At 71.3% G+C, this 21,231-nt stretch carries 21 protein-coding genes; 10 read left to right on the top strand and 11 right to left on the bottom strand.

Annotated elements, in window-relative coordinates:
- Nucleotides 1-6 precede the first annotated feature (6 nt).
- Nucleotides 7-1,368, top strand: a complete 1,362-nt coding sequence (locus MYF83_RS05210; RefSeq protein WP_248959011.1) for an acyltransferase family protein — start codon at nt 7-9, stop codon at nt 1,366-1,368.
- A gap of 168 nt (nt 1,369-1,536) precedes the next feature.
- Entirely contained in the window at nt 1,537-2,613 is a 1,077-nt protein-coding gene (locus MYF83_RS05205; protein ID WP_248959010.1) for a PP2C family protein-serine/threonine phosphatase, read from the top strand.
- Nucleotides 2,614-2,686: 73 nt separating this feature from the next.
- Here the strand turns inward: MYF83_RS05205 and MYF83_RS05200 are convergent, their stop codons facing one another.
- The 4 genes from MYF83_RS05200 to MYF83_RS05185 form a co-directional block, all read right to left on the bottom strand.
- Nucleotides 2,687-3,625: an aminoglycoside phosphotransferase family protein gene (locus tag MYF83_RS05200; protein ID WP_248959009.1), complete on the bottom strand. Its 939-nt coding sequence runs from the start codon at nt 3,623-3,625 to the stop codon at nt 2,687-2,689.
- Between the two features lie 47 nt (nt 3,626-3,672).
- The gene (locus MYF83_RS05195; RefSeq protein ID WP_248959008.1) at nt 3,673-4,581 is read right to left on the bottom strand and encodes an ABC transporter permease; all 909 of its coding nucleotides are present in this window, start codon (nt 4,579-4,581) and stop codon (nt 3,673-3,675) included.
- Nucleotides 4,574-5,500 (bottom strand): ABC transporter permease, encoded by a 927-nt coding sequence (locus tag MYF83_RS05190; protein WP_248959007.1) that lies wholly within the window; start codon nt 5,498-5,500, stop codon nt 4,574-4,576. The genes MYF83_RS05195 and MYF83_RS05190 overlap by 8 nt, the downstream gene beginning before the upstream one ends.
- 82 nt (nt 5,501-5,582) lie before the next feature.
- Nucleotides 5,583-7,187, bottom strand: coding sequence for a peptide ABC transporter substrate-binding protein (locus MYF83_RS05185; protein WP_248959006.1), 1,605 nt, complete (start codon nt 7,185-7,187; stop codon nt 5,583-5,585).
- Nucleotides 7,188-7,316: 129 nt separating this feature from the next.
- Between MYF83_RS05185 and MYF83_RS05180 the strand changes: the two genes are divergently transcribed.
- Nucleotides 7,317-8,291, top strand: coding sequence for a helix-turn-helix transcriptional regulator (locus MYF83_RS05180; RefSeq protein ID WP_248959005.1), 975 nt, complete (start codon nt 7,317-7,319; stop codon nt 8,289-8,291).
- A 16-nt stretch (nt 8,292-8,307) separates the two neighbouring features.
- On the opposite strand, the gene MYF83_RS05175 is transcribed toward MYF83_RS05180, so the two are convergent.
- Both MYF83_RS05175 and ppk2 read right to left on the bottom strand, forming a co-directional pair.
- Nucleotides 8,308-8,775 (bottom strand): ATP-binding protein, encoded by a 468-nt coding sequence (locus MYF83_RS05175; RefSeq protein WP_248959004.1) that lies wholly within the window; start codon nt 8,773-8,775, stop codon nt 8,308-8,310.
- A gap of 143 nt (nt 8,776-8,918) precedes the next feature.
- A complete protein-coding gene (gene ppk2, locus MYF83_RS05170) occupies nt 8,919-9,884 on the bottom strand; it encodes a polyphosphate kinase 2 (protein ID WP_248959003.1) in 966 nt (321 codons plus the stop codon).
- A gap of 180 nt (nt 9,885-10,064) precedes the next feature.
- On the opposite strand from ppk2, the gene MYF83_RS05165 reads away from it, so the two are divergent.
- Nucleotides 10,065-10,448 (top strand): STAS domain-containing protein, encoded by a 384-nt coding sequence (locus MYF83_RS05165; RefSeq protein ID WP_248959002.1) that lies wholly within the window; start codon nt 10,065-10,067, stop codon nt 10,446-10,448.
- A gap of 97 nt (nt 10,449-10,545) precedes the next feature.
- Here the strand turns inward: MYF83_RS05165 and MYF83_RS05160 are convergent, their stop codons facing one another.
- The 3 genes from MYF83_RS05160 to MYF83_RS05150 form a co-directional block, all read right to left on the bottom strand.
- Nucleotides 10,546-10,992 (bottom strand): SRPBCC family protein, encoded by a 447-nt coding sequence (locus MYF83_RS05160; RefSeq protein WP_248959001.1) that lies wholly within the window; start codon nt 10,990-10,992, stop codon nt 10,546-10,548.
- Nucleotides 10,993-11,121: 129 nt separating this feature from the next.
- Nucleotides 11,122-11,799: a phosphatase PAP2 family protein gene (locus MYF83_RS05155; protein ID WP_248959000.1), complete on the bottom strand. Its 678-nt coding sequence runs from the start codon at nt 11,797-11,799 to the stop codon at nt 11,122-11,124.
- A 180-nt stretch (nt 11,800-11,979) separates the two neighbouring features.
- A complete protein-coding gene (locus tag MYF83_RS05150) occupies nt 11,980-13,191 on the bottom strand; it encodes a PucR family transcriptional regulator (RefSeq protein WP_248958999.1) in 1,212 nt (403 codons plus the stop codon).
- 185 nt (nt 13,192-13,376) lie between these two features.
- Between MYF83_RS05150 and MYF83_RS05145 the strand changes: the two genes are divergently transcribed.
- The 5 genes from MYF83_RS05145 to MYF83_RS05125 all read left to right on the top strand — a co-directional run bounded on the left by MYF83_RS05145 (nt 13,377) and on the right by MYF83_RS05125 (nt 18,470).
- A complete protein-coding gene (locus tag MYF83_RS05145) occupies nt 13,377-14,198 on the top strand; it encodes an ABC transporter ATP-binding protein (RefSeq protein ID WP_248958998.1) in 822 nt (273 codons plus the stop codon).
- Nucleotides 14,195-15,079 (top strand): ABC transporter ATP-binding protein, encoded by an 885-nt coding sequence (locus MYF83_RS05140; protein WP_248958997.1) that lies wholly within the window; start codon nt 14,195-14,197, stop codon nt 15,077-15,079. The genes MYF83_RS05145 and MYF83_RS05140 overlap by 4 nt, the downstream gene beginning before the upstream one ends.
- On the top strand, nt 15,076-15,966 hold the full coding sequence (locus MYF83_RS05135) for a branched-chain amino acid ABC transporter permease (protein WP_248958996.1): 891 nt from the start codon (nt 15,076-15,078) through the stop codon (nt 15,964-15,966). Before MYF83_RS05140 ends, MYF83_RS05135 begins: the two co-directional genes overlap by 4 nt.
- A 115-nt stretch (nt 15,967-16,081) precedes the next feature.
- Nucleotides 16,082-17,206 (top strand): branched-chain amino acid ABC transporter permease, encoded by a 1,125-nt coding sequence (locus MYF83_RS05130; RefSeq protein ID WP_248959181.1) that lies wholly within the window; start codon nt 16,082-16,084, stop codon nt 17,204-17,206.
- Between the two features lies 1 nt (nt 17,207).
- Entirely contained in the window at nt 17,208-18,470 is a 1,263-nt protein-coding gene (locus MYF83_RS05125; protein ID WP_248958995.1) for an ABC transporter substrate-binding protein, read from the top strand.
- Nucleotides 18,471-18,507: 37 nt separating this feature from the next.
- On the opposite strand, the gene MYF83_RS05120 is transcribed toward MYF83_RS05125, so the two are convergent.
- Nucleotides 18,508-19,695 (bottom strand): YVTN family beta-propeller repeat protein, encoded by a 1,188-nt coding sequence (locus MYF83_RS05120; protein ID WP_248958994.1) that lies wholly within the window; start codon nt 19,693-19,695, stop codon nt 18,508-18,510.
- 152 nt (nt 19,696-19,847) lie between these two features.
- A complete protein-coding gene (locus MYF83_RS05115) occupies nt 19,848-20,297 on the bottom strand; it encodes a nuclear transport factor 2 family protein (RefSeq protein WP_248958993.1) in 450 nt (149 codons plus the stop codon).
- Nucleotides 20,298-20,457: 160 nt separating this feature from the next.
- Here MYF83_RS05115 and MYF83_RS05110 point away from each other — a divergent pair, with 160 nt between their 5' ends.
- Complete coding sequence (locus tag MYF83_RS05110) at nt 20,458-21,231, top strand: cyclase family protein (RefSeq protein WP_248958992.1); 774 nt, start codon at nt 20,458-20,460, stop codon at nt 21,229-21,231.

Genomic DNA, 21,231 nt, shown 5'->3' with positions numbered 1-21,231 from the left:
GTAGGCATGACGACGAACCCCGTGCGGGTGGCTCGGCGGGCGGTGCGGGAGATGCGGCGGGTGGCGTCGCTGACTCCCCCGCAGCGTGATCGCCATGTCGACCTGATCCGGGCCGTCGCCATCGCGGCGGTGGTCCTCGGCCACTGGCTGTCGGTCTACGTGACCCACGACGCCTCGGGGTTCCATGGCCGCAGCGTCCTGGAGGTCGTGCCGTGGACGCATCCGCTGACATGGCTGTTCCAGGTCATGCCGCTGTTCTTCCTGGTCGGCGGCTTCGCGAACGCGGCGTCGCTCACCTCGACCCTGCGGCGCGGCGGGAACGGCACGGGCTGGGCGCTGAGCCGGGCCGCCCGGCTCGTCCGCCCGACGACGGTCCTGCTGTGCGGGCTGGCCGTGGGCGCCTTGGTGGCCAGGGCCCTCGGGGCGGCTCCCGCACTGGTCGGCATGGCGGTCTGGCTGGCCTCGATCCCGCTGTGGTTCCTGGTGGCCTACATCGGCGTGGTGTTCCTCACCCCGTTCATGCACGCCTTGCACCGGCGCGCGGGCCTGGCCGTGCCCATCGTCCTGGCGGTGATGGTGGGCGCGGACGACGTGGCGCGCCTGGCCTTCGGCGTGCCCTATGTGGGGCCGGCGAACTACCTGCTGGCGTGGCTGGCCGTCCACCAGCTGGGCTTCTCGATGCAGGACGGGCGCCTGCCGTCGCGGCCGGGCGTCGCCCTGCCGCTGGCCGCCGCCGGGCTGGCCGCGCTGGTGCTCCTCACGGTGGCGGGCCCGTACCCGGTCAGCATGGTGGGGGTCACGGGCGAGCGGACGCAGAACACCGCTCCGCCCACGCTGGCCCTTCTCGCCCTGGCCGTCACGCAGACGGGAATCGCCCTGGCGCTACGCGAGCGGGGCAACCGGTTGCTGCGGCGGCCGGGCCTGTGGACGGCCGTCGTCGCCGTCAACTCGGTCATCATGACGCTGTTCCTGTGGCACATGACCGCCGTCGTGTTCGGCGTCGCGCTGCTGTACGGCACGGGCGTGCTGCCCTCCGCCGCGCCCGGCTCGGCCCTCTGGCTGCTCCTGCGGATCCCCTGGGTCGCCTGCCTGGCGCTGATCCTCGCCGTCCTGGTCGTGGTGTTCGGCCGCTTCGAACGACGGGCGGCCCGGCGGCCCCAGGCCGTCGAGCCGGTACGGGGAGTGCTGCCCGCCGCTTTGACCGTCGCGGGGGCCGGCGCCGTGGTCGCCGGGCTGCTCGGGGTCGCCCGCGCCGGTCCCGGTGACCACGGGCCCACGGGCCTTCCTCCGGGCGTGCTGGCCACCTATCTCGGCGGCGCCATCCTGCTCGCCCTCGTCCAGCGGCACTGGTGCCCGGCGCCCCGGTGAGCGGCCTCAGGACCGCGCGGGCGGCTGAAACCGGTACATCCACGTGTACGACTCATCATCCGCCACCACAGCGCTCCTTTCCCTTAAGGTGGCCGGAAACCCCTTCCCTTCTGAAAGATGGTTTCATCAATTAGTTTTGTCGTGCGATCATCTGCCAGAGGGGGATTGGTGCGGATCACAGGCAGGAGGGCCAGACGGCCGCAGTCAGTGCTCAGGTCGCTGCCTTTCGTCGCCCTCGCCACGGTCGCCGCCGTCGATCTGCTCGCGGGGCCGCGCCTGGGTTTCCTGCCGCTGCTGACGCTGGGCCCCACGTTCGCCTCGGTCTCCGGCAGCGTGCGCCGGACAGTGGCCGTGGGCGTGCTGGCGCTGGCCATCTGCCTGCTCCTCGCGCACTACAACGACCTCCTGCTCACCCCGCAGAACAACCTCACCATCGCGACCATCGTCGGCGTCACCGGCGCCGGCGCGCTGGCGAGCCATCTGCGCATCCGGCGCGAGCGTGAACTCCGCAACGTGCGGATGGTCGCGGAGGCCGCCCAGCGCGTGCTGCTGCGCCCTGTGCCGCGCCGGGCGGGCGATCTCCGTATCGCGCTGTCCTACACCTCGGCGGCGGCGGAGGCCCAGATCGGCGGCGATCTGTACGAGGTCGTCACCACGCCCAGCGGTGTCCGCCTGCTCATCGGCGACGTCCAGGGCAAGGGGTTGGCGGCGGTGGAGACGGCCGCCTGGGTGCTCGGCGCGTTCCGCGAGGCCGCCTATGACGAACGCGAACTGTCCGGTGTGGGGGATCGCCTGGAGAACACCCTCGCGCGGCATCTGGGCGGGGAGAAATTCGTCACGGCCATCCTCGCCGAGGTCCACGACGGGGAGATCTCCCTGCTCAACTTCGGGCATCCCGCCCCGTTGATCCTGCATCCCGACGGCCGCACCTCCTTCGTCGAGCCCGAGACGGAGAGTCCTCCGCTGGGGCTCGCGTCGCTCAGCCCGGGCGCGGCCAAGCCGCACCGCGTACCGTTCGTGGAGGGCGACCAGCTCCTGCTGTACACCGACGGCGTGATCGAGGCGCGCGACGGCGCCAGGACCTTCTATCCGCTGTTCGAGAGGGTCAAGGTGCTGACGGACGCCGATCCGCAGGTCGCACTCGATGAGCTGCGCTCGGACCTTCTCAGCCACGTAGGCGGCCCCCTTCTGGACGACGCGGCGATGCTGCTTCTGCGCCGGCACGCGAAACCCCACGTCAACTGACGTAAGGGCAGGTCGCCTCAGGAGCCCTGCCGCCGTGCGGCGAGGCCGGGCCGAGCCGGACGCCGGTGGGCCGTCAGATGCCGGCCAGGTCCGCCAGGATCCGGGCCTCCCGCATGACCCGGGACCCGCCGTCCAGGTCGCCGTGCTGGACCGCCCAGAGCGCCGTCTCGACGCGGCGGGCCACCGCCCACGCCTGCAGGCGCCGCGCGTCCTCGCCGAGGGCATCGGCCACCAGCGCGAACCGTTCGCCGGCCACACGGCGCGCATCGGAGTGCGCGAAGGGGTCGTCGATCTGCTCGACCAGCGGCCAGGGGTCGTAGCCGGGGTCGCCGATCATCGGCTTGGCGTCGATGGCCAGCCAGGGGCGGCGCGTGGCGGCGAGCACATTGCCGGGGTTGAAGTCCCCGTGGAGGACGACCTCCCGGGTCGCGGTGCCGGGCAGCTCACGCAGCAACCGCGTGCCGTGCGCCACGAGCCCGGGGTCGAAACCAGGCCGGAAGCGGTCCATCCGGGTCTCGACCAGGCCGGCCCATTCGGCGGTGACCTCGCAGAGGCGCTCGATGCCCGTCTCGGCGCGCGGCGGCGGCGCGCACCACAGCTCGTTCAGCACTTCCGCGCCCAGCAGGAGGCGTTCCCCGGCTCCGAGGTGGTCCGCGGTGTCCAGCCGGCCGCCGGGCTCGCACCGCTCCAGCAGCAGCGCGTACTTCTCCTGGTCGTGCCGGTACACCTGTACGGCGCCGCGCCCGTCCCACCATCGCAGGGCCTCGGCCTCGCCGGCCGCCTCACGGTGCGGCCGGCTCACCTTGAGCACCGCCGGGCCGCCGTCCGGCAGGAGTGCGGGCGCCACCCAGGCGGAGCTTCCGCCCTCGAAGGGCGCGCCGAGCCGGAGGGACCACCGCTCGCGCAGCTCCTCCACCAGGGATGGGAGCGCCGCCAGCCATGACCGGCCGTCCTCGGTGCGCCCGACCATGGTCACGACCATCGACGTCGGCGGCAGGTACCCCAGGGTCACCTATCGTCCTTCTCGGAACAGGACCGCGCCTTCGGGCGGAGGGGAGGTCAGCGGAGTTTGGGGTCCAGGGCGTCGCGGACGACGTCGCCGAGCATCAGGAAGCTCAGCACGGTGGCGGTGAGGAACATCGCGGGGAAGACGAGCAGGTGCGGGTACTCGGCGAAGAACGACTGCGCCACGTTGAGCTGCAGGCCCCACGACACGTCCGGGTACTGCAGGCCGACGCCGAGGTAGTCCAGGGTGGCCTCTCCGGAGATGACGTTGCCGACGTTCAGCATGGCGACCACGAACACCGGGGCGATGGAGTTGGGCAGGATGTGCTTGAACATGATGCGCCCGTCGCCGGCCCCGAGCGCCTTGGCGGCCTGCACGTAGTCGGAGTCCCGCACGGCGATCACCTGCCCGCGCATCAGCCGGGTCATGGTGGTCCAGCCCAGGAGCACCAGCACGACGGTCATGGCCCAGATGCCGTGCCCGGGGAAGGCGACCAGGACGACGGTGGACCCGAGGACGAAGGGGATGCCGAAGAACACGTCGGTGATCCGCGAGATGAGCGCGTCCAGCACGCCGCCGTAGTACCCGCCGACCAGGCCGAGCAGGATGGCGATCAGGAGCGCGAAGACCGTCACGGCGATGCCGATGAGCACCGAGGCGCGGGTGCCGTGCACGATCTGGGACCAGTAGTCGCAGCCCTGCAGGTCGTACCCGAAGATCGCCGCGCCGCCGGGGCCCTGCTTGGACATCCGCAGGTTGCACTGCTCGTTCGGGCCGAGCCTCGCGAACAGCGAGGGGAAGGCGGCCATCGCGCAGGCGACGACGAGGATGACCATCGAGATCCAGAAGATGAGCCGGCCGCGCAGCTCCAGCCAGGCGTCGTGCCAGAGGGATCCCCGCACTTCACGCGCGGGCTCCGGACCCGGGGCCGCCGACTCGACGGAGGCCTTGAGATCAACCACGGCGGATCCTCGGGTCGAGCACGCCGTACAGCAGGTCGACGAGCAGGTTGGCCACGATGAAGATCATCACCAGCAGGGTGGTGACGCCGACGACGACCGGCCCCTCCTGGAGCTGGATCGACTGGAAGACCTGCTGGCCGATGCCCGGCAGGTTGAAGATGCCCTCGGTGACCACCGCCCCGGCCATCAGGTTGCCGAAGTCGACGCCGAGGTAGGTCACCACCGGGATCAGCGAGTTGCGCAGGGTGTGCCGGCCGATGACCCGGGACCGCCGCATCCCCTTGGCGACGGCCGTGCGGACGTAGTCGGCCCGTAGGTTCTCCACCACGCTGGCGCGGGTCAGCCGGGCGACGTACGCCAGGCCGAACGAGCCGAGCACCATGCCGGGCAGCAGGTAGCTGGTCGGCCAGCCCTCGTCGGTGCCGGCGGTCGGGAACAGCCCGAGGTTCAGGCCGAGGACGATCTGGGCGGTGTACCCGACGACGAAGACCGGGACCGCGATGACGAACGTCGTCCCGGCCAGCACCGCCGTGTCGGCGAGCCGGCCCCGCCGCAGCGCCGCGAACACGCCGAGGCCGATGCCGACGACCAGCTCGAAGATCCAGGCGGTGACCGCGAGTTGCGCGGTGATCGCCCAGCGGTCGGTGAGCAGCTCGCTGACCGGCTGCCCGGTGAAGGTCTCCCCCAGGTCGCCGTGGAGGAACACCCCCGCCATGTACAGCCCGTACTGCACGATCAGCGGGTCGTTCAGGTGGTAGTGGTCGCGCAGTGCCTGCAGGACGTTCTCCGGCAGCGGCTTGTCCCCGGCGAGCGCCACGATCGGGTCGCCCGGCAGGGACCACACCATCGCGTAGATCAGGAAGGTGGTCGCCACAAAGACCGGGATGGCCTGCAGCAGGCGGTGGACGGCGTACCTCACTGCCGGGCTCCCGCCCCGGCGCGGGGGGACCCCGGCCGGCCGGGGGCCGTGACCGTGCGCGGAGTCCCCATCGTGTGCATCCTTACTTGACCGTGATCGTGTCGAGGTTCGGGCTGTACGGGTCGATCGCCACACCCGTGATCTTGTTGGAGAACCCTGCCTGATCCTGCCAGTTCCACAGCGGGATCATGGGCATCTCGGCGAGCGCCACGTCCTCGGCCTGCTGGTAGAGGGGGATGCTCGCCTCCATGCTCGGCGCCGCGTTGGCCTTGGCGATCAGGTCGTTGAACTGCTTGTTCTCCCAGCCCATCCGGTTACCGGCGCCCCACATCGACTCCAGGTAGTTCTGCGGGCTCGGGTAGTCCATGACCCAGTTGTTGCGGTAGGGGCCGTCCTCCTTCTTCTCGCGCAGCGTCGAGAGGTAGTCGGCGGCCGGGATCTTCTTGAACTGGACGTCGGCGATGCCGAGGTTCTGCTTGAGCTGGTTGGCCACCGCCTGCATCCACTGCTCGTAGCTGGGGTCGGCGTTGGAGAAGTAGAGGTTCAGCGTGCCCTTGATCCCGCCGGACTTGTCGTAGAGCGCCTTGGCCTTGGCCGGGTCGTACGCGCACGCCTCACCGCAGGGGTTGTCGCGGTATCCCGGCACCAGCGGCGCCACCAGCGAGGCCATCGGCTTGAACGTGCCGTTGTACACGGCCTGGACGATGCCCTGCCGGTCGATCGCCATCGAGATCGCCTTGCGCAGGTCGGCGCTCTGGAACCGCTTGTCGAACGTCGGGAAGCCGAGGTAGTCCATGGTGCCGCTGGCCGTGGGGACGAACCGGTCGCCGAGCAGCTTCTTGGCCTCGCCCGCGCTCGCCGGCGGGATGGTCTGCAGCAGGTCCACCTTGTTGGCCCGAAGGTCGGTGTACGCGGTGTCCCGGCTGGCGTAGATCTTGAACAGGACGGCGTCGGACTTGGCCGGGCGCGAGCCCGCGTAACCGTCGAACTTCTTCAGCTTGATCTGCTGGTTGTGCGACCACTCGCCGTCCAGCGCGAAGGGGCCGTTGCCGATCGGCTTCTGGTCGTAGGCCTTCAGATCGGTGAAGGCGGCCTTCGGCATCGGCGCGAAGCCGGTGTAGGCCAGGGTGATCGGGAACTGGCTGAACGGCGCCGTCAGGTGCACCTCGAGGGTGTTGGGGTCCACGACCTTCAGGCCGCTCAGCTTGTCGGTCTCGGGCTTGGCGCCCTCGGCCTCGGGGTTGAGCTTGTCGTAGCCCTCGATGTTGGCGAAGTAGTAGTTGTTGGTCCACGCGTTCGGGCCGTAGGCGGCGGCGTTCCAGGCGTCGGCGAAGCTCTCGGCGGTGACAGCCTCCCCGTTGTGGAACTTCTGCCCCGGCTTGATCTTGATGGTCCAGGTCTGCTGGTCCTGGCTCGTCACCGACTCCGCGGCGCGCATCTGCGTCTGCCCCTTGGCGTCGATCACGACGAGCGTGTCGAACAGCGCCTGCAGCACCGTGATCGAATAGCTGCTGGAGGTGTTGCCGGGCGTCAGGTGGTCAGGCTCGTTGAGCGCGACCGAGAACTGCTTCGGTCCCTTTCCGCCCTGGTCACCGCTGGTGTCCCCGCTGGAACCGCCGCATGCGCTCAGCGTGAGCGCCGCCGCGAGGAGGACGGCGGCACCTCGCGCCTTCTTGTGGACCGTCACTGTTCCTCTGCCTCTCCGTCGCTCCGGCGTGATGCCGGAGAGGCTAAATAGCAGAGCAAGGGTCTGCATCGGAAGGTTTACGTATTCCGTGTAATGATCTGTGTCGGGCAAGCTGAGCGTGGAGGACCGATGGATCAGATCACCCTGGACGCACGCCACCTCCACGCGTTCACCGAAGTGGGGTTCGAGGTGGCCGGCGGGTCCGGGGCGCACGGCGCCATGACCGCCCTGCGGAAGATCATCCCGGTGGAGGCGTACGAGTTCGTCGCGTTCGACCCGGCGACCGGATGCCACCGCAGCCTGGTGTCCTCCGGTTACGCCCGGGTCGACGAGGACGCCGCCGAGGAGTACGCCCGCCTGGACCCCTACCGGCGCGCCATGACCTCCCGCATTCCGCTGACGATGGGCTCCCCCGGCACCGAGCTCTACTACCGCAGGCACCTGGAGCCCTACGGCTGGCGCTCGGGGCTGACCGCGCCGCTGTTCGTGAGCGAGGGCCGCTACACCGGCCTGCTGCACGTCAGCAGCCGCGACACGCTGCCGCCCGAGACCGCCACGGTGATCAGCGCGGTCTCCGGCACGCTGGCCCACGTCACCGATCTGACCCGATGCGTGATCGACCCGATGGGGGTGCCCCCGGGGTTCCACGCCGTCGCCTTCGAGCGCGGCGGGCGGCGCCGGGCGGTCGCCGGCTGGCCGGCCTCGGAGGCGATCGAGCGCGAGCCCGCGATGGCCGAGCTGGCCACGGACTTCATCGACTCGCGCGAGCTGTCGAGGCGGGGGCTCTGGCTGGACTCCCGTGGCCAGTGGCGCGAGGTGCGGGTGCACCGCGCCGGCGTCGGTTTCCACGGCGCGATCCAGGGCGCCGTGATCGCCGAGCGGCCGTGCGCCCTGCCGTACGAGCTGACCGCGCGGGAGGTGGAGGTGCTCACCCGGGTCGCCCTGGGCGACTCCAACCCGCAGATCGCCGCGGCGCTGGTGCTCAGCGTCCGCACGGTGACCACGCACCTGGAGCACATCTTCGCCAAGCTCGGGTGCGACAGCCGCACCCGCCTGACCACCAAGGTCCTGGCCGAGGGCCTGTGCCGCCTGGACCTGCCCTGACCGGACGGCGTCCCGGTCAGCGGGCGACCCGCAGGGAGCCGTTGGAGGCGGCGGGGACGGGGTTCAGCAGGTCGACGTGCATCTCGAACCACACGTTGTTGGTCCCCTCCTCCCTGATGAACCCCCAGCGGTGGGCGAGCGCCTCCAGCAGGAGCAGGCCCCGCCCCCCGGTGTCGAGCGGGGAGGAGGGCCGCCATCCGAAAGGGGGGTCCAGGGAGCCGGCGTCCTGGACGGCGATGCGCACCCATTCGGCGGAGTAGGAGACGCTCAGCGAGAACGTGCCGCCGTGACCGGAGTCGGAGTGCACCACCGCGTTGGTGGCGATCTCGCTGGTCAGCAGCACACAGTCGTCGTGGAGCGGGTGCCCCTTCCCCAGCGCGGAGGACACCAGCCGCCTGGCCCGCGCCACGGCGTCGGGATCGCCGGCGAGGTGCAGCACGCGATCACTGGCTGGTTCCGCCCCGCCGAACCCTGATGAAGTCATGCGACCCCCCGGTAGAGATCTGCCCGCACCCTGTTAAGGACGCCCGGGACGTGCCTAGAGATGTCGCGGAAAGGTAGGAACCTAGTTGCCCGTGGGAGCGCTCCTATGTGCTCCACCGCAATCGGACGGGCGCGCCTCGACGGTCAGGTCGCCTCGACGGGCTCCCGCGACGGCGGCGGAACGGGCTGGTCCTCGTCGACGATGTCGGCGGCCGAGCGGACGATGAGCGGGTCGGGGACGCCCACGACCTCGTGGTCCTTGTTCGTGTACTGGAACTGGCTGAGGACGTGGCGCATGGCCTCGATGCGGCCGCGCTTCTTGTCGTTGCTCTTGATGACGGTCCAGGGAGCGTCCTCGGTGTCGGTGTTGAGGAACATGTCCTCCTTGGCCCTGGTGTACTCGTTCCACTTGTCCAGGGACGCCAGGTCCATCGGGGACAGCTTCCACTGCCGGACCGGGTCGACCTGGCGGATGATGAACCGGGTGCGCTGCTCGCGGTGGGAGACCGAGAACCACAGCTTGATGAGATGGATGCCGTCGCGCACGAGCATCCTCTCGAAGAGCGGCGTCTGCATCATGAACTCCTGGTACTCCTCGGGCGTGCAGAAGCCCATGACGAGCTCCACGCCGGCGCGGTTGTACCACGACCGGTCGAACAGGGCGATCTCTCCGGCGGCGGGCAGGTGGGCGATGTACCGCTGGAAGTACCACTGCGTGCGCTCTCGCTCGCTGGGCTTCTCCAGGGCCACCACGGTCGCGCCGCGCGGGTTGAGGTGCTCCATGAACCGCTTGATCGTCCCGCCTTTGCCGGCGGCGTCGCGGCCCTCGAACAGGATCACCAGGCGGCCCCCGGTGTCCTTGATCCAGTACTGCAGCTTCAGCAGCTCGATCTGGAGCAGCCGCTTGATCTGCTCGTACTCCGAGCGCGACATCCGCTCGGAGTAGGGGTAGTGCTCGCGCCAGGTGTCCACGGCTCGGCCGTCGGCGTAGAGCAGGACAGGATCGTCGTCGTCGCTGTCGTCGACCCACAGGCCAGGGGTGCGGTCGAGCAGCTCGCTCGAGTCGGGGGGCTGGGGATAGATGCTTTCCGAGGAAGGTCCCGAGTCCATATTGTCAGCATTTCACACATACGGAACGCCGACTGCCCAACCTGGCGACGCCAGGTCTCGATCGAGGTACATAGCGCGTCAAAAGTGCCCAGCCATGATGGAGCGGTGCGACGATTGGCAGGCAACTATCCACGTGAGCTGCCGCCTCCGTCTCTGACGTTCGGCATAGGGAGCGGCCGGATGCCTCTGAAGATGGCGATCACCAGCCACTGTGATCCCGACTGCACGGTGGTCGCGCTCGACGGCGAGCTCGACGCGACCACACGGGTGAAGGCACGGGACGCGCTGGACGCCCTGCTGGCGCAGGGCCGCGATCGCATCGTCCTGGACGTGACCGCGCTCCGGTTCTGCGACTCCGGCGGCATCTGGCTCCTGCTCGACGTCCACCGCCGCGTGCGCAGGTCCGGCGGCTGGGTACGGCTCGCCGGCGCCGAGGGCTTCCTGCGCCGCCTGCTCGCCCTCACCCGCCTGGACGCCGCGTTCGCCCTGGACGCCGACGTGGCGGCCTCGATGGCGGCGGTGTCGGCGCCCACGCCCCGGTCCCGCGACGACGCGGGCGGCTGATCGCGCGCCGGCGGCCGGGAGCGCCGGCCACCGCTGGTCGCGGTCCACTGTCGATCGGGAATGCCCGGCCACCGCCCTGATCGCGGTCCACCGTCGATCAGGGGCGCTCGGCGACCGCCTTGATCCGGCGCAGGGTCTGGCGCATGCCCTCCACCACGAGCTTCTCGCGGTCCTTGCCGAGGACGCCCAGGGCGAGCACCGCCCGCACCGGGGCCGCGGGGGTCCCGATGTGCTCGCGCCACTCGCACAGGAGCGTCCCCTCGCCGTCGGGGACCAGGCGGTACCCCCAGCGCATGCGCGACAGCCCCACCTCGAAGGTGAACCGGCGGGGCCGCTCCCACTCGACGACGGTGCAGGTGGTGGACCAGCGGAACGGCCCGCGGCGGTTGCGGCCGACGAAGGAGGCGCCCACCCGGCCGCCCACGCCCGCCAGCCAGCGCCCTCCCCTGCTCTCCGGGCTCCACTCGCCGTAACGGGTGACGTCGGTGATCAGGTCCCACACCTTCCTGGGGGGTGCGTCGATCCGCACGCAGACCTCGTCCACTGGGGGGCTCCTCCTGGCTCGATCGGTGCTGCCGGCGCCGCGCCTGCCCGGCGTGGACCTCAAGTCCATTCCATATGGCGACTCGTCCCGGCGCACCCCTTTCGCGGCGCCGACGTCACATCTGTGACGCTAGGACGGCAGCCCGGTGACCGAGCGCCGGCTGTCCTCGCGACCGGGGAGGCCGGGGCCCGGCCCGGCGCCGAATCGGTCGCTCAGCCGCAGCACCGCGCCGGCGCCCGCCGTGCTGGCGAGGATGGATCCGGCCACGTCCGTCGGATAGTGGACGCCAAGGTACAGGCGCGCCATCGCCTGCGCGACCACCAGCAGGACCCCCAGCACGACGACGAGCCGGAAGTAGCGGGTGCGGCGGGCGAGGAAGGCCAGGGCGATGGCCAGCGACATCGTGAGCGCCACGTGGCCGCTCGGGAAGCTGTCGTGCCCGAGCTGCGGGACGAGCTGGAAGGCGACCGGGGGCCGAGGCCGGTCGATCAGCGCCTTCAGCACCGAGTTGACCGTCCAGCCCACCGACACCAGCAGGAACGTGATCACCGCCGTGCGAGGGCGCCGGGCCAGGAACAGGTAGGCGGTGAGCAGCGCGATCATCGCCACCCCCGCGGGCGGGACGAAGCCGGCGTTCAGCACCTGGGCCGCCACCGTCAGCGGTCCGCTCCGCGCGCCGCGCACGGCCTCGTCCAGGCGCAGATCGACTCCGGTCCATTCGGCGGTCCTGGCGGCGAGGCCGAGGGCCAGCGCGAGGGCGAACAGCAGCAGCGGAAGCCCCAGGGTGTCGAGCGCTCTTCTGGCCACAGGCGGTGTTCCGATCTCGTTCCTCGCGCCGGCGCGCGGCGCCGGGTGCGACCGGTTACGGCCACGCTAGGAGGAGAGGGGTCAACGGACGTCCAAACGCCGGTCAGCGCCGGGGCCGCCCTTGCCCACGCGCCCGCGCCGCCACGGCGCGCCGCCCGTGCGTTCCGGTTCGCGAGCGGGTCAGACCACCGGGAGGAGGCGGACGGCCTCCAGGGCCAGGGCGAGTTCGACGATGTCGCGAGGGCGGGACACCGAGCGGCCGGTGAGCTGTTCGACGCGGCGGATGCGGTTGAAGACGGTGTTGCGGTGGCAGTACAGCTGCCCGGCCGCGCGCGCGGCCGATCCCTCGCAGCGCAGCCACGCCGAGAGCGTGGCGAGCAGGATCTCGCGGTCGGGCGGGTCGAGGGCGAGCAGCGCGCCGAGGACCTCTGCGGTCAGGCGGCCGGAGAGCTCGGGCTGGGAGACCACCAGCGCGGCCGGCAGGCGCCGGTCCAGCCGGGCGATCTGCGGGCCGCAGCCGGAGCAGGTGCGCATGGCCAGCTCGGCGAGCTTCCTGGCGGAGGCCAGCTCCTCCAGCCCGTCGACGACAGGGCTGACGCCGGCCGGGCCGTACACCCCGGGGGTCATGCCTTCGATCAGCTCGTCCAGCGTGCCGTCGCCGAGCGCGACGACGGCCACCTCGTACTGGGTGCGCATGCGCCACAGCAGCCGCATCGGCCCGAGCGTCTCGGGGTGGCCGTCCACGCCGGCGCCCAGGCCGCCGTGGCGCACGGGGAGCCTGATTGTGACGACCGCATAACGGCCGCGCTCGGGCAGGTCCAGCGCGGCGGCGGCGGAGCGGGGGACGGCCGCGTCGCCGGTGCCCTCCAGCAGGTCGTCCAGTAGGGCGTTCACCCGCTCGTTGCTCCGGCCGAGCAGCTCCTTCTCTCGGCGCCGGTAGGTCTCGGCGGCCGTCAGGGCCTGCCGGTCGATCGCGTGCCAGACGTGGGACGCCGTGCGCACCAGGGCTCCGAGCAGCTCGGGGTGCTCGCGCTCGATCAGCTCGACGAACCCGGCCCAGGTGACCTGCGCCGCGAGGCGGTACATGCGCATGAGCGAGTCCAGGGGCAGCCCCTGTTCGGCGCGGCGGCTCGCCATCGACCGGGCGTACTCCAGGTCACGGCGTTCCGCGGGCCGCTGCAGGATCGCCTCGATGCCGATGCGCAGGCCCTCCTCGGTGCTTCGCCAGTGCTCTTCGAGCGTGACGACCCTGCGGTAGGCCTCGTCGCCCTCCCGAACCCGTTTGACCAGCTCGTCGGCCAGTTCGGGAAGGCGGTCGAGCAGCCGTGCGGCGGCGATGCGTAATACGTGGCGCACCTTCTGGTCCACGTGCTCCTTGCGCTTGGCGGCCATCTTTCAGAGACTGCCATCCGCCCCTGTCCGGAACAAGGTTCGGTTTCGTTTCGTGACGTGCCGTTGTGCCCGTGCACAACGGCCTTCCCGCGACGGTGGGCACCCGTCCCGACTTCACCGCCGCATCTGGACGACGGTGCGCGTACGGCGTTTGTGTGTGCCTCACCGACTCTCAGGAGGAGCACATGGACGTCACGGCGCCCCCGCCCGGCGACGCCGGGCTGGCGGTCCGCGATCTGGCGGTGAACTACGGCCCGGTACGCGCTCTGCGCGAGGTGACCTTACGGGTGCCTCCCGGATCGATCGTCGCCGTCCTGGGCGCGAACGGCGCGGGGAAGAGCACCCTGTTACGGGCGATCTCGGGGACGCTGCGCTTCCACCGAGGTTCGGTCGGCGGCGGGGTGATCTCCTGGGCGGGGACTCGACTGTCCGGCCTTCCCGCGCCCGCCGTGGTGGCCCGCGGCGTGACGCAGGTCCCCGAGGGGCGGCGGGTGTTCGCCAGGATGACCGTGGAGGAGAACCTGCGCGCCGGCGGGCTCGGCGCGCGCGGCGCCAAGGAGTCGGCGGCGGCGCGCGAGGAGGTCCTCGCCCTGTTCCCGGTCCTGGCCGAGCGCGCCCACCAGCGCGCGGGGCTGCTGTCGGGCGGCGAGCAGCAGATGCTCGCGATCGGCAGGGCCCTGATGGCCCGTCCCTCGATGCTGCTCCTGGACGAGCCCACGCTCGGCCTGGCTCCGCTGGTGGCGGCCCGCATCGCCCAGACCGTCAAGGAGATCAACGCACGCGGCACCTCGGTGCTGCTGATCGAGCAGAACGTCACGCTGGCCATGTCCCTGGCCTCCTACGCCTACGTGCTGGAGGTGGGCGAGGTGGTGCTGGAAGGCCCGACCGCCGAGCTGGCGGCGGGGGACGAGGTGCGGCGGCGCTACCTCGGCATCACCGGCCCGCAGGACGAGGAGCCCCGGAAACTCGCGCCCGCGCGCCTCAAGATCGCGAGGTGGTCGGCATGACCACGTCATACCAACCGGACGGTATGCCGGAGTCCGCGGACACCGAGCCGGACGACGCGCCCCACTCCACGCCGTCCCCACGGCCCCGCGACCCCGAGGAGCCCTCACTGCTCGACGTGCGCGACGTCACGGTCCGGTTCGCGGGGCTGACCGCCCTCTCCGAGGTCAGCTTCGCCGTCGCGCCCGGCAGCGTGCACGCGGTCATCGGGCCGAACGGCGCCGGCAAGTCCACCTGCTTCAACGTGCTGTCCGGGGTGTACAAGGCGACCTCGGGCAGCGTCCACTTCGCCGGCGCCGAACTCACGGCGCTGCCGCCCCACCGCATCGCGGCGCTCGGCGTCGCCCGCACGTTCCAGAACATCGCCCTGTCCCGCCACCTGCCGGTGCTGGACAACCTCATGCTCGGCCGGCACCGGCTGACCAGGAGCGGATTCGTCTCGGCCGGCCTGCGCCTGCCGTCGGCCCGCCGGGAGTGGTCGCGGCACCAGGCGCGGGCCCGGGAGATCGCAGAGTTCGTGGGCCTCGGCGAACGCCTCGGCACCCCCGTCGGGCTCCTGCCGTACGGGGTGCAGAAACGGGTCGAGCTGGCCCGCGCCCTGTGCATGGAGCCCCGGCTGCTGCTGCTCGACGAGCCCGTGGCCGGGATGAACGGCGGCGAGCGGCTGGAGATGGCGCGGCTGATCGGCGCCGTCAGGGAGAGCCTCGGCATCTCGATCCTGCTCGTCGAGCACGACATGGGCATGGTCATGCGCGTCGCCGACCGGATCACCGTGCTGGACTTCGGCCGCCGCATCGCCGACGGCACCCCCGAAGAGGTGCAGAGCGATCCGGAGGTCATCCGCGCCTATCTCGGCACGAGCGCCGACCAGGAGGACATGTGATCACGTTCCTGGAGCTCCTCCTCAACGGGATCTCCATCGGAGCCGTCTACGCGCTCATCGCCCTCGGCTTCGTCGTCATCTTCAAGGCCACCGAGGTGGTGAACTTCGCCCACGCGTCGCTGCTGCTGGCCGGCGGCTACCTGGTCGCCCGGCTCCAGCCGGTGGTCGGATTCTGGGCCGCGCTGCTGATCGGCGTCGCCTCCGCGGCGGTCGTCGGGGCGCTGATCGAGTTCCTCATCATCCGGCGGGCCAACGTCGGCTCCCAGAGCGTGCTGGCGATCGTCACCATCGGAGTCGACATCGTGCTCACCACCGAGCTGACCCGGCAGATCGGCACCGAGATCCTGGCGCTCGGCGACCCCTGGGGCGACTCGGTGGTCCACCTCGGGCAGGTGACCATCGCCGAGACCAGGATCGTGGCGCTGTTCACGGCCGCGGCGCTGATCTCGATGTTCCTGCTGGCGTTCAAGTACACCGGCTGGGGCATCGCCATGCGGGCGACCGCCGAGGACGCCGAGACCGCCGCCCTCATGGGGATCCGCCTCGGCCGGGTCTCCTTGAGCGCGTGGGCGGTGGCCGGGGCGCTCGCGGCCGTCGCGGCGGTCTTCCTGTGCGTGTTCCCCACGCCGGGACTGGACCGCGGCACCTCGCTGGCGGCGATCAAGGCCTTCCCCGCGGCGATACTCGGCGGCCTCGACTCCACCACCGGAGCGCTGGCCGGCGGGCTCATCGTCGGGGTCACCGAGGCGCTCATGACCGGCTACCAGAACCAGCTGGCGTTCCTCGGACGCGGCATCGGGGACGTCGCCCCGTTCCTCGTCATGATCGTCATCCTGCTCCTGCGCCCCGCGGGCCTGTTCGGAACGAGGGAGACCGCGCGTGTCTGACACCCCCGAGACGATCGCGACCCCGGACTCCACCGCCCCGCGGGAGCAGGCCGCCGCCGGACGTCCCGCGCTCCTCCGGCTCGCCTCGCGCCGCTCCTCGCTCGCCCGGCCGCTCCTGTGGGCCGCCGCGGCGGCGCTGGCGGTGGCCGTGCCGTTCTACCTGGAGGGCTTCTGGTTGCAGACGGGCCTGTTCGCGATGTCGGCGGCCGTCGGCGCCATCGGCATCGCGCTGCTGACCGGCTCGACCGGGCAGCTGTCGATGGGCCACGCCTTCTTCCTCGCGGTCGGCGCCTACTCCTACGTGTACTTCGCCGACGACCCCGCCGCCGGCGCGTCGCACGCGCTGGGCGGGCTCGGGCTGCCCACCCCGATCGCGGCGGTGCTGGCGGTGGTCACCGCCGGTGTCGCCGGGGGCCTGTTCAGCCCGATCGCCGGACGGCTGAAAGGCGCCTACCTCGGCATCGCCACCCTCGCGCTGATCTTCCTCGGCCAGCACCTGCTGTTCAACGCCGAGCCGGTCACCGGCGGCTACAACGGCCGGGCCGTGCCGCCGATGGAGCTGTTCGGGCTGGTCTTCGCCGACTCGCCGAGCCTGGTGGTCTTCAACGTGCCGTTCGGCTCGCTGGAGCGGCTGTGGTTCCTCGGCCTGCTGGTCGTCCTCGGCGCCGCCGCGTTCGCGCGCGGCGTGCTTCGCGGCCGGCCCGGGCGGGCGATGAACACCATCCGCGACCACGAGATCGCCGCCGGCGTCATGGGCGTCCCCGTCGCCCGCTATCGGGCCGGGGTGTTCGTGCTCTCCTCGATGTACGGCGGGCTCGCCGGGGTGATGCTCGCCCTGGTGTTCCAGCGGACCGTGCCCGACTACTTCAGTGTGCTGCTCTCGCTGGACTACCTCGCCATGATCGTCATCGGCGGGCTGGGGTCGATCGGCGGCGCCATCATCGGCGCGGTCTTCGTCTCGGTCCTGCCCCAGCTGCTCACCCGCTACAGCGACAACCTGCCGCTCATCGCCGAGCCGGGCTCCGGCGGCGTCTCCCCCGCCGAGGCCGCCCGCATCCTGTACGGCGCCGCGGTGGTCACCGTGGTGCTCTTCCTGCCCGGCGGCCTGGCCGGGCTGTTCGGCCGGCTGCGCGCGATGGCCGCCGGCCGAGCCGCCCTGTTCACCCGCGCGCCTCAGGCCCGGCTCTCCCCGCCGCCCGCCTCTTCCTCCCCCTCCCCCTCCCCCGACACCAGGAGATGACATGGGCAAGTTCGGCATCCGCACCGGAACCATCACGCTGGCGGCGCTCGCGCTGGCCGCCACCGCCTGCGGCAGCGGCAAGGCCACGGGCGGCGAGGCCGCCACCGGCGTGGACGGGGTGAAGACCGGTCCCGGCGTGACCGCGGACAAGATCACCCTCGGGATCCTCACCGACCTGACCGGCCCCTACGCCTCCTTCGGCAAGAGCCTCACGCAGGCACAGCAGCTGTACTTCGATCAGGCCAACGCGGCGGGCGGGGTGTGCGGCCGCAAGCTCGAAGGCCTCGTGCGCGACCACGGCTACGACGCGCAGAAGGCGGTGGCCGCCTACACCGAGATAGCGCCGAAGTCCGCGGCCATCCCGCAGTTCATCGGCTCGCCGATGGTCACGGCGCTCAAGCAGCGCATCGAGACCGACAAGATGCTGACGCTCCCCATGGCGTGGGCCACGAGCCTGCTGGGCAGCCCGTCGATCCAGGTGACCGGCACCACCTACGACATCGACATGATCAACGGGGTCGACTTCCTGACCAAGGAGAAGGGCATCAAGTCCGGCGACAAGATCGGCCACCTGTACTTCGAGGGCGACTACGGCCAGAGCGCGCTCAACGGGTCGAAGTACGCCGCCGGCAAGCTCGGGCTCACGATCGTGGAGCAGAAGATCAAGGCCACCGACCAGGACATGAGCGCCCAGGTGTCGGCGTTCAAGGACGCGGGCGTCAAGGCGATCATGGTGTCGGTCGGCCCCCGGCAGGCGGCCTCCCTGGTCGGCGTCGCCGTCGCCAAGGGCATGGACATCCCGTTCGTCGGCAGCAACTCCGCCTACAGCCCCCAGCTCCTCGGCACGCCCGCCGCGCCGGCGCTGCTGAAGAACTTCTTCGTCATGACCGCCGCGGCGCCGATGAGCGCGCCGATCCCCTCCATCCAGAAGCTGGTCACCGACTACCAGACCAAGTACCCCGGTCAGGCGGTCGACAGCGGCGTCGGCGCCGGTTACGCGGCGGCGCTGATCGTGGGCGACGCGCTGAGGCGGGCGTGCCAGGACAAGGACCTCAGCCGCCAGGGCATCGTCGACGCCCACCGCTCCCAGTCGGCCTGGGAGGGCGGGTTCGGCCAGCCCATGGACTTCTCGCGCATCGACCAGCCCTCCTCCCGCGCGTCGTACGTCGTCAAGCCGGACAAGTCGGCGGTCGGCGGCACGGTGATCCTCAAGGAGGCCGCCTCCTCCGCCCTCGCCAAGGAGTACCACGTCCCGGTCGGCTGACCGGGACGACCGGGACGGGAGGGCAGGCCGGGGCCGCTCAGCGGAACACGCCCGTGTGACCGAGGGAGTGCAGCCCCGGCTGTGGGTACACGGCCAGCCCGTGCGGCCCGGCGTCCACCGGGATCTTGCGGACGAGACGCCCCTCGCGGGTGTCGAACACGTACACGACCCGGTGGTAGCGGCCGGCCAGCCACAGGTGGCGGCCGTCGGCGGAGACGCCGCCCATGTCGGGCGAGCCGCCGCCGGGGATGTGCCAGGTTTCGACCGGCCGCTGCTCGGCGAAGGAGAACACCGACACCGACCCGGCGCCCCGGTTCGACACGTACATCTTCTTGGAGTCCCGGCTGACGTAGAGCCCGTGGGCGCCGGCGCCGGTCCTGACGAAACGCTTGACCCCGAAGCGCCCGGCGTCCACGAGCCAGACGCCGCCCTTGGCCATGTCGGCGACGTAGAACGTCCTGCCGTCGGGGGACAGCTTGACGTCCTGCGGCATGCTGTGGTGCGACAGGCGCACGACCTCGCGCACCTTGCGGGCGCCGAGGTCGACGACCACCAGGTGGCCGGAGAACTCGCAGCTCGCCAGGAAGGTCGAGCCGTCGACGGTGAAGTCGGCGTGGTTGATGCCCCGGCACGGCATGTCCAGCGAGTCGCGCAGCTTGAAGGTTTGCGGGTCGCGGAAGTCCAGCCGGTTGAGGCGCTCGGCCATCACCAGCGCCGTGGTGCCGTCGGGGGTGAAGTACAGGTTGTAGGGGTCCTCGACGGGGATCGCCCTGCCCGGTTTGCCGGTCGCCGGGTCGATCGGCGTCAGCGTGTTCCCGTCGTTGTTGTTGACCCAGAGCGTCTTGAGGTCCCAGGAGGGGACCACGTGCTGGGGCCGCCGTCCGACGGTGAAGTGACGCACGACCCGGTAGGTCTTGGGGTCGATGATGGTGACCGTGCCGCTCTCGCTGTTCGGCACGTACACCAGCGAGGGGAACCCGGCCACGGCGGGGCTGAGCATGCCCGGCCGGTCGTGGGCGTACACGTCGCGGGTCGCGACCCTCTTGGCGCCGCCGTGCGCGGGCGGCCCGGTCTCGGCGGGGGCGGGCGAGGACGCCCGGCCGCTCGGGACGGCGCCGCCCGCCGGCCGCGGGGGCTCGGGCGAGCAGGCGGACACGGTGGCCGCGAGGACGAGGGCGGATCCGGCGAGGATCAGCGGGCCGGCCTCGCGTGAGCTTCCCCTCATCCGGCCAGGCCTCGAAGCAACGAAGCCGGCATGGTACGCCGCTGCATGTCTCCCCTTCGCGATCCGCTCTCCCGGCTTCGGGCCGGCTACGGCCACGCTAGGAGCAGATCGGTCAGGGGACGATCAAGCCAGGGTTATCACAGCGTTGGCGTTCACCCGGCAGGGAGGTCGTCTCGGGTGACCACGCGTTCGCGGACCCGCCAGGTGTCGCCGGAGGGCACCAGGACGTCCTCGCACACGGTGCTGCGGTGCAGGCGGGGCAGGTCTCCAAGGGGGGTCTCGATGACCAGGGCGTAGGAGCGGGCGTGGACGGTCCCGTCCTCGCGCGGTTCGACCGTCAGCATGCCCATCCAGTGGCGGTGGACGACGCCGGCGGCGGCCCGCTGCCCGGCGGCCGCGCGCGCCCCTGACGCTATGGCGGCCCGCCCGCGGACCGGCTCGGCGAGCGTGGGCACGCTGAAGGTGCCGTCCTCGGTGAACGTGGCGGCCCACTCGCCGGTGGCGCCCGTGTCGAGAAGGCGCATCTGCTCCGCGTAGAAGCGCTGCACCCGTACGTGCAGCTCGTCGATCGACAGTGTGCCGGTCATCGCTGGGAAGCCCATCGCGCCGTTCCTTCCGGGTTGTTCGAGCGGACCGGCCAAGCGTGACGGCACCGGCTGGAGAGCGCCTCGAGCGCGTTTCGAGCAGCGCGGTGGACGGTGTCGGGTGTGCGCTCCGGTCCGCCGGAGCCGGCCATCGACCTTGTGACCCGGGAGTTGGAAGATGCGGCTGATCGACCTGTCCTCGCCCATCGACGCGCGCTTCTGGGAGCCCGACCCGGTCACGCACACGGCGATGTCCCCCGCGGAGGGGGCGCGGCACATGAGCGAGGAACTGCGCGCGCACATGGGCATCGAGTTCGACGTGGACGCGCTGCCCGGGGGGGAGTTCCTGAACAACGACACCCTCTCGCTGACCGCGCACACCGGCACCCACGTGGACGCGCCCTCCCATTACGGGTCCGGCGCCGGCCACGGCGTGCCGAGGACGATCGACCTGATGCCGCTCGAGTGGTTCTTCGCACCAGGGGTCGTCCTGGATCTCACCTCGGTCGGCACCGGGGTCGCGGGCGCGGCGCACCTGGAGAAGGAGCTGGCCAGGATCGGCCACACCCCCTCGCCCGGCGACATCGTGCTGCTGAACACCGGCGCGTCGAAGTGGGTCGGCACGCCGCGCTACTTCACCGACTTCACCGGGCTCGACGGTCCGGCGACCCGGTTGCTGCTGGACATGGGCGTCCGCGTCATCGGCACCGACGCCTTCAGCCTGGACGCGCCGTTCCCGTACATCATCGAGCGGTTCAAGGCGACGGGCGACACGAGCGTGCTGTGGCCCGCGCACTTCCTCGGCCGGGAGAGGGAGTACTGCCAGATCGAACGGCTGGCGAACCTGGACGCCCTGCCCGAGCCGTACGGCTTCCAGGTGATCTGCCCGCCCGTCAAGATCGCGAACGCCGGCGCGGGCTGGGCCCGGGCCGTCGCCGTGCTGAACGGCTGA

The organism is Sphaerisporangium perillae (genome assembly GCF_023276435.1).
GTDB classification, from domain to species: Bacteria; Actinomycetota; Actinomycetes; order Streptosporangiales; family Streptosporangiaceae; genus Sphaerisporangium; species Sphaerisporangium perillae.
The sequence above is the reverse complement of the archived record's forward strand: the minus strand, read 5'-3'. Positions and strand labels throughout refer to the sequence as shown.